We start from the raw sequence: 12,050 nt of genomic DNA, 5'->3' as shown, positions 1-12,050 counted from the left end.
GGGCTTACGGGTACCGCGACGACGAATACTTCTTCCTCAAGATCCGCGCCGCGTTCCCCGGTAATCCTCGATGAACCTTTTTTTTCGCTGCCGGTCGGCCGGTCCGCCCGCCGCGCCGGCGTCAACGCTGCGCCTGCATCAGCGGCGGGCGCCGGTCGAACCACGGCCGCGCCTGTTCGAGCTGGCGCGCGAGTTTCAGCAGCAACGCATCGTCGGCGTGGCGCGCGACGAACTGCACGCCGATCGGCAGCCCGCGCGCGTTCCACCAGAGCGGCACCGACATCGCCGGCTGGCCCGTCAGGTTGAACAGCTCGGTGCAGCCGGCCCACGCGAACGCCTTCTCCGACGCCTTCGCGAGCATCTCGCGCAGCAGCGGTTTCACCGGCAGCGCGCCGAGAAGCTTCATCTGCGCGGCTTCGAGCGGCGTCGGCTGCAGCTCGCCGATCTTGACCGGCGGCCCCGCGAGCGTCGCGCACAGGATCGCGTCGTAGCGCGACACGAGGCCCGCGACCTGCACGGTGAGCTGGCGCTGCCATTCGAGCACGTCCGGCAGGCGCGCGCGGGCGACGCGCCTGCCGACGACGGCCATCGCCCACGTCGCCGGCTCGAACTCCGCGCGCTTCGGCGTGCGTCCGGTCAGCGCGCGCGCACCCAGCACCAGCTCCTCGGCGATCGTCGCCCATAGCGTGAGAAAGGTTTCGGCCGCGCGCGCGTAGTCGATGTTCAGCGTCGCCGGTTCGACGTGATGGCCGAGCGATTCGACCAGCGCGGCCGCGTCGTCGAGCGCCGCGCGCGTGTCGCCGGCGAGCGCCGGCGCGAGCATCGGGTCGACGACGAGGCCGATCCGCAGCGGGCCGGGCGGCGCGTCGAGCGCGCCCAGAAAGGTGCCGGGCGCGCCGGGCGGCAGCGTCTGGCCGGTCGTCACGTCGAGCAGCAGCGCACTGTCGCGCACGCTGCGCGACACCGCATGCTGGACGACCAGCTCGCCGTTCGAAGGCAGGTCGACCAGCACCGGATTGCGGCTCGGCTTCAGGCCGAACAGCCCGCAGCACGACGCGGGGATCCGGATCGAGCCGCCGCCGTCGGACGCATGCGCGAGCGGCACGATGCCGGCCGCGACGGCCGCGGCCGCGCCGCCGCTCGAGCCGCCGGGCGTGTGATCGATGTCCCACGGATTGCGGCACGCGCCGAACAGCTCGGGTTCGGTGTACGGCATCTGGCCGATTTCCGACGTGTTGGTCTTGCCGAACACGTTGAGCCCGGCCGCGCGGCTGCGCGCGATCAGCGGCGAATCGTCGGCGGGGGCGAAGTAGCGGTAGTGCCGGCTGCCCATCGACAGCGGCAGCCCGGCGACCGCCGCGCCCAGATCCTTGACGAGATACGGGACGCCCGCGAACGGCGCGTCGGTGCCGGTGTCGCCGGCCTGCTCGGCCCGCTTGCGCGCGGCGTCGTAGTCCTGCAGCACGATCGCGTTGATCGCGCCGTTCACCGCTTCGGCCTGGCCGATCGCGGCGTCGAGCAGTTCGCGCGGGCTCGCCTTGCGTTCGCGTACGAGCGTGGCGAGGCCGATCGCGTCATGCGCGAGATAGTCCGAGTGCATCGCGGTCACCCCCGTTGTGACTCGTGGCGATGAAAGGAGGATAACGCGGGCCCGGCGCGCCGGACCCGCCACCGGCGGCCTTTACAGGTGTTCGGCGAGGAACGTCAGCGTGCGGCCGTGCGCGAGCGCCGCGGCGCGCTGGTTGTACGACGCGCGGTCGGTGCAGTTGAAGCCGTGCTCGGCGCCCGGGTACAGGTGGAACGACGCGTTGTGGCGGCCCGCGAACGCGGCCTTCACCTGCTCGACGGCGGCGAGCGGGATCGCGTGGTCGTTCTCCGCGTAGTGGAACAGGATCGGCTGCGTGATCTTGCCGGCGAGGTCGAGCGCATTCTGGATGCCGCCGCCGTAGTAGGCGACCGCCGCATCGACCTTGCCGGCCGCGGCCGCGCGGTACGCGAGCTGGCCGCCGAAGCAGTAGCCGATCGCGGCGACCTTGCCGGCGACTTCGGGGCGCGCGCGCAACGCGTCGGCGGCCGCGCCGATGTCCGCGACCGCGAGGCCCACGTCGGTCTTCTTCATCAGCTCGATGCCCTTGTCGCGATCGGCGCCTTCGTAGGTCAGTTCGACGCGCGGCTGCGTGCGCCAGAACACGTCCGGCGCGAGCGCGACGAAGCCGTCGGCCGCGTACTGGTCGGCGACCGCGCGAATGTGCGCGTTCACGCCGAAGATTTCCTGGATGATGATGACGGCGGGGCCCTTGCCGCGCTTGGGCAGCGCGAGATAGCCGCCGAAGCTGTCGTTACCGGTCGGGATGTCGATCCATTGGGCTGTCACGTTTGAACTCCTGGCGAACGGGCGCGCGACATGCGCGCCGCGGATGGAAATGGAGGCGGCTCAGTGTGCCACCAATCCCCGGACGCTGCAGCGCGCGCAAGCGGCGCGCCGGCCGGGTATGCGCGGCTCGAACCCGCGTGCCGAACCCGCTTCTCGCGCAGCGATCGTTTCGATCTCGATTATTCATTTTTCGGCGGCGTGCGGCTTCGATAGAGTCGACGTGTCGGCCTTTACAAAGCGCTTTCGCGCATCGCCCCCGAAGGATTCGCCATGCCAGCCCGTGCATTTTCCACCCCGTTTTCCGAACGCTTCGGCCTGCGCCTGCCGCTCGTGCAGGCGCCGATGGTCGGCGCGACCACGGCCGCGATGGTCGCGGGCGCGTCCAACGCCGGCGCGCTCGGCAGTCTCGGCGCCGGCGCGTTCGAGCCGGACCGTCTCGCGACCGAAGTCGCCGCGATTCGCGCGGCGACTTCGCGTCCGTTCGCCGTGAACCTGTTCGTGTTGCCCGACGCCGCGCCCGACGCGGCGACCCTCGCTCGCGCGCTCGCCGCGATCGATCCGTTGAACGCGACGCTCGGGCTGCCGCCGGGCAGCGCGCCCGCGCGTTACGCGCCCGACTTCCGCGCGCAGCTCGACGCGCTCGTCGCGCTGCGCGTGCCGGTCGCGAGTTTCACGTTCGGCGTGCTCGACGCGGCCGACGTCGCGCGCCTGAAGGCCGCCGGCACTTACGTGATCGGCACCGCGACGCACGTCGCCGAAGGGCTCGCGTGGCGGGCGGCCGGCGCCGACGCGCTGTCCGCGCAGGGCGCCGAAGCCGGCGGCCATCGCGGTACCTTCATCGGCCCGGCCGACGATGCGCTGATCGGCACGCTCGCGCTGGTGCCGCAGCTCGTCGATGCGACCGGGCTGCCCGTGCTCGCCGCGGGCGGCATCATGGACGGCCGCGGGATCGCCGCCGCGCTCGCGCTCGGCGCGCAGGGCGCGCAGCTCGGCACCGCGTTCCTGACGTGTGCGGAAAGCGCGATCGCGGCGGACTGGAAGGCGCGGCTGCTCGCGAGCGCCGATACGTCGACGCAGGTCACGCGCGCGATCACCGGCCGCCATGCGCGTGGCTTGCGCAATGCGCTGATGATGCGGCTCGGCGAACGCGTGGCCGATGCCGCGCCGTATCCGGTGCAGAACGCGCTGACCCAGCCGCTGCGCCAGGCCGCCGCGCGCGCGAATGACGGCGACTACCTGTCGCTGTGGGCCGGGCAGGGCGCGCCGCTCGCCAGGCGGCGCGACGCCGCGCTGACGACGTCGCAGCTCGTCGACGCGCTCGACGCCGAATGGCGCGCGGTGCCTGCGTAAACGATTCGCGGCCGCCGGAGCGGCTCGCGTCGGCACACGAAACGCGCGCGTTGTCACGCGCGTTTCATTCAATGATCCCGCGCACAAAATACCGAATCGAAATGACACGGGAATGCTTTAAATCAACCTTTCGCCAGGCCGCGTGGAACTAGCGGAAACCCTTATCCGGCGGGGCTTGCGGCGACATTCGAGCAGTCATTCCAAAGCGCCCGTATCGGTAGTGTTACCACTACCCCAAAAAAGTCCCACAAATTAATTTGATCACCTACACTTGCGCGCAAGTACGGGCGGGCGGCTGCTAAAAGCGGTTGCTTCCCACGTGCTTGAGGCCAAGTGCATGAACGATGCAACCGGCGAATCGTCCAGTGAATGCAAACACAGGGATGGCAGCGGGGCACCGGGCGATGGCGTTTATTGGGACCGAAACTGGAGACTTACATGAATATCAAGATGCAAAAGCTGTTGCCTATCACCGCAGCGGCGATGCTGTGCGTTGCAGCGGCAAGCAACGCGGCCGCCGATCAAGTCGTCAAGATCGGCCACGTCGCGCCCTTGACGGGCGGTATTGCACACCTGGGCAAGGACAACGAAAACGGTGCACGTCTCGCAGTCGAGGAGATCAACGCCAAGGGTCTCACGATCGGCGGCCAGAAAATCACGCTGCAACTCGACGCGCAGGATGACGCGGCCGACCCGCGCCAGGCCACGCAGGTTGCGCAGAAGCTCGTCGACGACAAGGTCGTCGCGGTGGTCGGCCACCTGAACTCGGGCACGTCGATCCCGGCCTCGAAGATCTACAGCGATTCGGGCATCGTGCAGATCTCGCCGTCGGCGACCAACCCGGCGTACACGCAGCAAGGCTTCAAGACCACGTATCGCGTGGTGGCGACCGATGCGCAGCAAGGCCCGGCACTCGCGAACTACGCGCACTCGAAGGGCATCAAGAGCGTCGCGGTGGTCGACGATTCGACCGCCTACGGCCAGGGTCTCGCGAACGAGTTCGAGAAGAAGGCGAAGGCGCTCGGCCTGAAGGTGATGTCGCACGACGCGACCAACGACAAGGCGGTCGACTTCCGCGCGATTCTGACCAAGATCAAGGGCGAGAATCCGGACGCGATCATGTACGGCGGCATGGACGCCACCGGCGGCCCGTTCGCGAAACAGGCGAAGCAGCTCGGCCTGCGCGCGAAGATCCTCGCGGGCGACGGCGTGTGCACGGAGAAGCTGGCCGACCTGGCCGGCGACGCGACCGACAACGTCGTGTGCTCGGAAGCCGGTGCTTCGCTCGAGAAGATGGCGGGCGGCGCGGCGTTCAAGGCGAAGTACGAGAAGCGCTTCGGCCAGCCGATCCAGATCTACGCACCGTTCACGTACGACGCCGTGTACATCATCGTCGATGCGATGAAGCGCTCGAACTCGACGGATCCGGCGAAGATTCTCGCTGCGATGCCGGCGACGAACTACTCGGGCGTGATCGGCACGACGACCTTCGACTCGAAGGGCGACCTGCAGCACGGCGTGATCTCGCTGTACAACTACAAGAGCGGCAAGAAGACGCTGCTCGACGAAGTGAAGATGTAAGCTGAACAGCGGTCGACAGAAGGGGTGAAAGCGCGCCTGCGGCAACGCAGGCGCGCTTTCTTTTTGGCGCGCCCGCCGCGCGGTCAGATCTTCAGGTGTGCGAGGACCTTCGGCGCGACCGCGGCGACGAGCGCCGCGCACAGCGCGACGACCGCCAGCCCGATGGTCAGGTTCGCCGTCTGCGCGACCGCGCCGATCACGACCGGACCGAACAGCAGTCCGAAATACGCGAGCCCGGCCACGTGCGCGAGGCCTTCGGCCGCGTGGATGCCTTTCACGCGCGCGGCGGCGGCGAACAGCACGGGCATCATGTTCGCGAGGCCGAGGCCCATCAGCGTGAAGCCCGTCAGCACGGCGATCGGGTTCGGCAGCAGCAGTGCGCCGATCATCCCGGCGCACGCGAGCGACGCGCTCGCGAACACGAGCTGCGGCGCGCCGAAGCGCGCGCGCACCGCGTCGCCGGCGAAACGCGCGACCGCCATCCCGCCGGAGAACGCCGCATACGCGGCGCTCGCGAGCGCGGGGCTCGCCGCGACGATGTCGCGCATGTAGACGGTCGCCCAGTCGTACATCGCGCCTTCGGCGATCAGTGCGATCAGCGCGATGCCGCCGAGCATCCACAGCGCGGGCGAGCGCCAGCGGTTGCCGCCGCCGTGCGCGTGTTCGTGATGCGGCACGTGCGGCAGCACGGCCGGGCTCGCGGCGAGCAGCACCGCGGCGCTGACGGCCGCCGCGAGCGCGAGATGCACGGCCGGCGCCATGCCGGCCGACAGCAGCGCGCCGCCGGCCGCCGCCCCCGACATCCCGCCGATGCTGAACATCCCGTGCAGCGACGACATGATCGGCTTGCCGAGCGCGATCTCGACCGCGCTCGCCTCGGCATTCATCGCGACGTCGAGCGTCGCCATCGAGAAGCCGAACAGCGCGAGCACGACGAGCAGCATCCAGTAATCGGGGACCACGAGGATCAGCGCCGCGCAGGCGGACATCACGAGCCCGCCCGCGAGGCACGCGGTGCGCGAGCCGACGCGCGCGATCCAGCGCGCGATCGTCAGCATCGCGGCGATCGAGCCACCCGCGACCGCGAACAGCGCGATCGACAGCAGCCCGGGGCTCAACGCGAACTTGTCGCGCACGGTCGGCACGTGCACGCCCCACGACGCGTACATCATGCCGGCGACGAAGAACAGCGCCATCGTGGCCGTGCGTGCGCGCTGGCGGACCGGCAACGCCAGCACGCGATGCGCGTCGGGCGGCGCGGAAAAGTCGGACGAGGATCGGGAGGAGGATTCGGACACGGAACGCTCTTGAATGGACAATGCGCGGGCGCGTCGCGCCCGTCGGATTCGTCCGATTCTATCGAACCGTTTACGGTCTTGCCGGCGCGCTGGCCGTGCCGCCGGTCGTGATCGGCGCGCACTTCGCCTTCACGCGGCGCGTCGGCCATTCGGCCGATGCCCGGCAAGCCGCCGCCGCGGGTAACATCGATGCGCAGGCGGCGTGCCCGACGCGTTCCGGCGCGGCCCGCCTTCGCCACCCTTGCCACCAGGCCTTCCGATCGCAGGAGTCACCGTGAACATCGATCCCGTCCTTGCCCTGCACCTGCTGCATCGCTGCGCGCTCGGCACGCTCGCGACCCACGCGCGCGACCCGCAAGGCTTTCCCTATCCGACGGTCGTGCCGTTCGCACCCGATGCGGATCATCGGCCCGTGATTCTCGTGAGCGGCCTCGCCGAGCACACACGCAACCTCGCCGCCGATCCGCGCGCGGGCTTCCTGGTCGTCGACGCGCCGGACGGCGACGTGCTGAACGCCGAGCGCGCGACGCTGCTCGGCCGCTTCGTGCCGCTCGGCGACGCGCCGCATGTCGCCGCACGCTACCTGCGCTACGAACCCGACGCCGCGCGCTATCTCGCGCTCGGCGATTTCACGTTCTGGGCGCTCGAGATCGAGCGGCTGCGCTATATCGGCGGATTCGGCCGGATGGGCTGGCTGGACGGCACCGGCCTCGATGCGCTGCCGCCGCTCGGGTTCGACGACGAACGGGCGCTGTGGGACGCATACGACTCGAGCGCTGCGCGCCGCGCCGGGCTCGACCTGCTCGGCGTCGACCGTCACGGCGCCGACTGGCGCTGCGACGGCCGCCGTGTGCGCACGCCGTTCGACCCGGTGCCCGGCGATGCCGGCGCGCTGCGCGAGCGGTTGATGGCCTGCGCGCGGGATGTGACGTGAGGCCGCGGATTCAGCTTTGTCTGTTTAGCGTCACGCGCCGTACGATTTTCGCAAACATGTCGCCGGATGAAAGCTTTGATTTTTCCGAATGCGGGTAATTGCGTATGTTGATAGACCTATTTCCGGATCGGTAATGTCCTAATCTCTATGCAAGCGCGTAAAAATTTGAGAAAAGGCCGTGGCCGGTCAAAATGACATGCGTGAATTACAATTGGTCTCGGGATTTTCGTGAATCCTGCTTCTATCAAATCTTTTTTGTGCTAATCTCTGCCTTCAAAATCCGAGGCACAAATATTTCATGAATGGTGAGCCGGCAGCAGATCGGCGCCATTGGTCATATCGAAAGGGAAACTATGTCTTCTTACAAGGACCTGCTGGCCCAGCGGGAGAAGCTGGAGAAGCAAATCGAAGAAGCGAAGTCGCGCGAATACGCCGAAGTGCTGAATGACGTGAAGCAGAAAATTGCCGACTACGGCTTTTCGCTCGCCGAACTCGGCCTCAGCCGCGCGAAGGCAGGCAAGGTCGGTCGTCCGCGCGCAGGCGTGGCAGCGAAGTACCGCGATCCGGAAACGGGCGCGACGTGGTCGGGCCGTGGCAAGCCGCCGCGCTGGATCGCCGGCAAGGACCGCGAACAGTTCTCGATTTAAACGACTGTTTAAATCATTGCCTCGAAAAGAGCCGCGTATCCGTGCAGGAGCGCGGCTTTTTTGTATCGTGGGATCGGAATGTATGCGTTCTGTCATGAAAATGTCAGAAACAGCGCGTGAATGAAAATGCGACCCGTTCGCATAAGCGGTTGATTTAAATGGAAAATTTGGGGTTATCGGAATGCCCCGCGAGGGTCGTTTGGTAGAATTACGTGTCCCAACCGATATCTCGTATTTCATGTCCACGTTTTCCGACGACGCACAAAGCGCAGATAAGCACGCGGTCGCGCGCAAGAGCACCCTCGTCAGTATCGTGCTGAATGTGGTGCTTGCGACGTTTCAGATCGTCGTCGGCGTGGTTGCGCATTCGCAGGCATTGATTGCCGATGGTATCCATTCGATTTCCGATTTGATCTCGGATTTTGTCGTACTGGTTGCGAATCGCCATAGTGGCGCATCGCCGGATGCCGATCACAATTACGGACACAGCCGCTACGAGACCGTCGCGTCGCTGTTTCTCGGCGCGATCCTGATCGCGGTCGGCATCGGCATGCTCTGGCGCGCCGGCAACCGTCTCGTGAATCTCGAAAACATCCCGGCCGTCCATTTTTCCGCGCTGATCGTCGCGCTCACGGTGCTCGTGTCGAAAGAGGCGCTGTTCCGCTACATGCTGCGCGAGGCGCGGCGCGTGCGTTCGGCGATGCTCGTCGCGAACGCATGGCATGCGCGCTCGGACGCCGCATCGTCGCTCGTCGTCGCGATCGGCATCGTCGGCAGTCTCGCCGGCGTGCGGCTGCTCGACCCGATCGCCGCCGCGATCGTCGGCTTCATGGTCGCGCGCATGGGCTGGACGTTCGGCTATGACGCGCTGCAGGACCTGTCGGATCGCGCACTCGACACTACCGACACGGCCGAGATCCGCGCGCTGCTCGCCGCGACGCCGGGCGTGCGCGACGTGCACGACCTGCGCACGCGCAAGATGGGCGATGCGGCGCTCGTCGACGCGCACATCCTCGTCGATCCGATGATCTCCGTCTCCGAAGGGCATTACATCGCGGAAACCGCACGAGCGCGCGTGCTGCGCGACCCGCGCGTGCTCGACGCGCTGATCCACGTCGACCCCGAGAACGATGTGGCGCGCCGTCCGGCGCTCGCGCTGCCGCCGCGCGCCGAGATTGCGGCGCGGCTCGAGGCCGCGCTCGCGCAGCGCGGGCTGCATCCGGCCGCGATCAACCTGCACTACCTGAGTACGGGGCTCGAGATCGACGTGACGCTCGACGCAGGCGCGGGCGATACCGACGCGGCGCTGGCCGGCCGGCTCGATGTCGACGCGCTGAAGCGCCAGTTCGGCGCGCGCCGGATCGGCTTCACGCGCGGGCTGCCGGCGCAGGCGTGAGCGGCGCCCGCGACCGCGGGCCGCGCGTTACAGCGGCAGTTGCGTGTCGAACTTGATTTCGCGCAGCACGACGCTCGTGCGCACCTGCGACACGGCCGGGATCTTGAAGATCCTTTCGTGCAGGAAGACGTCGTAGGCCTTGATGTCGGGGGCGACGATCTTGAGGATGTAATCGGCTTCGCCCGTCGTGCTGTAGCACTCGGTGACTTCCGGGCAGGTCGCGATCTCGCGCTCGAACTGTTCGACGCCGCCTTCGTTGTGGCGGGTCAGGTGCACGTGCGCGAGCGCACAGACGTGCAGGCCGAGCTTCTCGCGATCGAGCAGCGCGGTGTAGCGCTGGATCACGCCGGACTGTTCCATGTCCTTGATGCGGCGCCAGCACGGCGTACTCGACAGGCCGACCTGGTCGGAGATTTCCTGCACGGAACGGCGCGCGTCGAGCTGCAACAGGCGAAGGATTTTTTGCGAAAAGGAATCGAGCGTCACCTGCGCCTCCATGCGGCAGCTACAACACGCTGAATGTTAGAGGCCCGGGAAAGGAAAGGCAATCTGGCGGCGCGCCGTTGAGCGAGATTCGCTAATTTGCCCGCGGATCCGTTGGGTTTTGTCCCGCTCCCGCCTGTTCCGACCGGTCGGTGTCGGCCACCGCGAGGCCCGCGAGCGCGGCTTGCTGGCGGCGCAGGTCGGCGAGCATGTTGCAGAACAGCGCGCCTTGCTCGATCGCGTCGTCGAGCGCGACGTGCGTGTGCGGATGATCGTCGAACCAGTGTTTCGGAAAGCGCGGCTTGATCGCCTTGCGGTACGGCAGGCCCGTCATCGCGAACGCGAGCGTCTTGATGTCGAGCGCCGACCACGAGAACGGGCAGCGTCCGGCGAAGTGCATCATGTACCAGAACATGAACGTGAAATCGAAGCCGGCCGGCATCGCGACGAACACCGGCTTGCCGGGCAGCGCCTCGACCCATTCGACGTACGCGACGAGCGCGGCCGCCGGCGCCTGCAGGTCGCGCCGACACGCGGCCCACGCTTGCGGCTCCGTCTTCCACCACGCTTCCTGCACCGGATGGGCCTGCGCGCCGGGCAGCGTCTCGAGGTTCGCGGAGAACGTCGCGATCAGCTGCTTGTCCTCCGTATAGGCGGCCGACGCGAAGCTCAGCATCGAGTGCGGGCCGGGAATCGGCCCGTCGGCCTCGACGTCGGTGCTGACGTAGATTTCGGGGATGGCGGTCTGGTTCATCCGAACACCTTGTCGGACACGAACGGATTCGTGCGGCGCTCGTCGCCGAAGGTCGACACCGGGCCGTGGCCCGGCACGAACGTGACGTCGTCGCCCAGCGGCCACAGCTTCTCCTTGATCGAGCGCACGAGGTCCGCGTGGTTGCCGCGTGGGAAATCGGTGCGGCCGATCGAGCCGGCGAACAGCACGTCGCCGACGATCGCGACGCGATGCGCGCGGCTGAAGAACACGACGTGGCCGGGCGTGTGGCCGGGGCAGTGATAGACCTCGAGCGTCTCGTCGCCGAACTGCACGGTGTCGCCGTCGTTCAGCCAGTGGTCCGGCTCGAACGTTTCGGCGGCCGGGAAGCCGAAGCGCTGGCTCTGCATCGGCAGTTGCTCGATCCAGAAGCGCTCGTCTTCCTGCGGTCCCACGATCGGCACGCCGTAGTGCGTCGCGAGTGCCTTCGCGCCCGCGCAGTGATCGACGTGGCCGTGCGTGAGCAGCACCTTCTCGACCTGCACGTTCTGCCGCGCGATCTCCTGTTCGATCCGTTCGAGATCGCCGCCCGGATCGACGACGGCGGCGCGGCCGGTCTTTTCGCAGACGAGCAGCGAGCAGTTCTGCTGGAACGGCGTGACCGGAATGAGCGTGACTTTCATGGAGGCACCGCGGCGGCTAAAAGGAGCGATTGTACCGGTCGCGCGCGCGGCATGCCGGCCCTGCGGTGCGGTGTCGGACGCCGCTCGTGCGGGCAATCCCGGAGCATCCCGATTGTTACAGCCATAGCGAGAATCAATGGTCCGGACGGGGGCCTTTTCGAGACAGGCTTTTGGTTTATGTATAATGCGCCCCATTGCGCGTGAATTTCACGCAATTCGCTGGTGTTTCGACCCCGTTAAACGGGGTGTCGGATTCACCGTCAAGCATCGACCGCCGGGGAGTCCGGCGGTGTATCCAGCACCGAGCATTCGGTGCTCACGTCTTGTCCGGCCGGGTGCTGCGCGCCCGTCTGCGGCCCTGCTGCCGCGCCGCCGGATGAGGCCTGTGCCGCCGTTCCTGTGCGTTGGCTGTACGCGACGCGCGCGAACCTGAAAGCCATGTTCGATGGCGGCATGTGGGGTCTGGTCAGGCTGCCGGGGACAGGTTGCGCCAGACGTGAAAACTAATCAGGACGGTTGCGGCAGAGACGAAAGCCGCGCCCATGCTAGCCGCCTGCTCGCGTAGCCGAGCGGGGCGTGCACGCATTTGCCG

At 67.6% G+C, this 12,050-nt stretch carries 11 protein-coding genes; 5 read left to right on the top strand and 6 right to left on the bottom strand.

Annotation, left to right across the window (positions count from 1 at the left end; translation table 11 throughout):
- Positions 1-121 precede the first annotated feature (121 nt).
- A complete protein-coding gene (locus DIE16_RS31060; RefSeq protein ID WP_124520514.1) occupies positions 122-1,600 on the bottom strand; it encodes an amidase in 1,479 nt (492 codons plus the stop codon).
- 81 nt (positions 1,601-1,681) lie between these two features.
- The gene (locus DIE16_RS31055; RefSeq protein ID WP_124520484.1) at positions 1,682-2,374 is read right to left on the bottom strand and encodes a dienelactone hydrolase family protein; all 693 of its coding nucleotides are present in this window, start codon (positions 2,372-2,374) and stop codon (positions 1,682-1,684) included.
- Between the two features lie 270 nt (positions 2,375-2,644).
- Here DIE16_RS31055 and DIE16_RS31050 point away from each other — a divergent pair, with 270 nt between their 5' ends.
- Positions 2,645-3,724: a nitronate monooxygenase family protein gene (locus DIE16_RS31050; RefSeq protein WP_124894044.1), complete on the top strand. Its 1,080-nt coding sequence runs from the start codon at positions 2,645-2,647 to the stop codon at positions 3,722-3,724.
- 438 nt (positions 3,725-4,162) lie between these two features.
- On the top strand, positions 4,163-5,305 hold the full coding sequence (locus tag DIE16_RS31045) for a branched-chain amino acid ABC transporter substrate-binding protein (RefSeq protein WP_044846361.1): 1,143 nt from the start codon (positions 4,163-4,165) through the stop codon (positions 5,303-5,305).
- A gap of 83 nt (positions 5,306-5,388) precedes the next feature.
- Here DIE16_RS31045 and DIE16_RS31040 read toward each other — a convergent pair whose 3' ends face one another.
- A complete protein-coding gene (locus DIE16_RS31040) occupies positions 5,389-6,603 on the bottom strand; it encodes an MFS transporter (protein WP_124894043.1) in 1,215 nt (404 codons plus the stop codon).
- A 274-nt stretch (positions 6,604-6,877) separates the two neighbouring features.
- Between DIE16_RS31040 and DIE16_RS31035 the strand changes: the two genes are divergently transcribed.
- From DIE16_RS31035 to DIE16_RS31025, 3 genes are all read left to right on the top strand, one after another.
- On the top strand, positions 6,878-7,537 hold the full coding sequence (locus DIE16_RS31035; protein ID WP_124894042.1) for a HugZ family protein: 660 nt from the start codon (positions 6,878-6,880) through the stop codon (positions 7,535-7,537).
- A gap of 353 nt (positions 7,538-7,890) precedes the next feature.
- Complete coding sequence (locus DIE16_RS31030) at positions 7,891-8,184, top strand: H-NS family nucleoid-associated regulatory protein (protein WP_096508184.1); 294 nt, start codon at positions 7,891-7,893, stop codon at positions 8,182-8,184.
- Positions 8,185-8,422: 238 nt separating this feature from the next.
- Complete coding sequence (locus tag DIE16_RS31025; protein WP_044846356.1) at positions 8,423-9,580, top strand: cation diffusion facilitator family transporter; 1,158 nt, start codon at positions 8,423-8,425, stop codon at positions 9,578-9,580.
- Between the two features lie 27 nt (positions 9,581-9,607).
- Here DIE16_RS31025 and DIE16_RS31020 read toward each other — a convergent pair whose 3' ends face one another.
- The 3 genes from DIE16_RS31020 to DIE16_RS31010 all read right to left on the bottom strand — a co-directional run bounded on the left by DIE16_RS31020 (position 9,608) and on the right by DIE16_RS31010 (position 11,458).
- A complete protein-coding gene (locus tag DIE16_RS31020) occupies positions 9,608-10,078 on the bottom strand; it encodes an Lrp/AsnC family transcriptional regulator (RefSeq protein WP_006477376.1) in 471 nt (156 codons plus the stop codon).
- 79 nt (positions 10,079-10,157) lie between these two features.
- Entirely contained in the window at positions 10,158-10,817 is a 660-nt protein-coding gene (locus tag DIE16_RS31015; protein WP_044846355.1) for an exonuclease, read from the bottom strand.
- Complete coding sequence (locus tag DIE16_RS31010) at positions 10,814-11,458, bottom strand: MBL fold metallo-hydrolase (protein ID WP_044846354.1); 645 nt, start codon at positions 11,456-11,458, stop codon at positions 10,814-10,816. The genes DIE16_RS31015 and DIE16_RS31010 overlap by 4 nt, the downstream gene beginning before the upstream one ends.
- Positions 11,459-12,050 lie beyond the last annotated feature (592 nt).

The organism is Burkholderia sp. Bp9090, assembly GCF_003857985.1.
GTDB lineage: Bacteria > Pseudomonadota > Gammaproteobacteria > Burkholderiales > Burkholderiaceae > Burkholderia.
The sequence above is the reverse complement of the archived record's forward strand: the minus strand, read 5'-3'. Positions and strand labels throughout refer to the sequence as shown.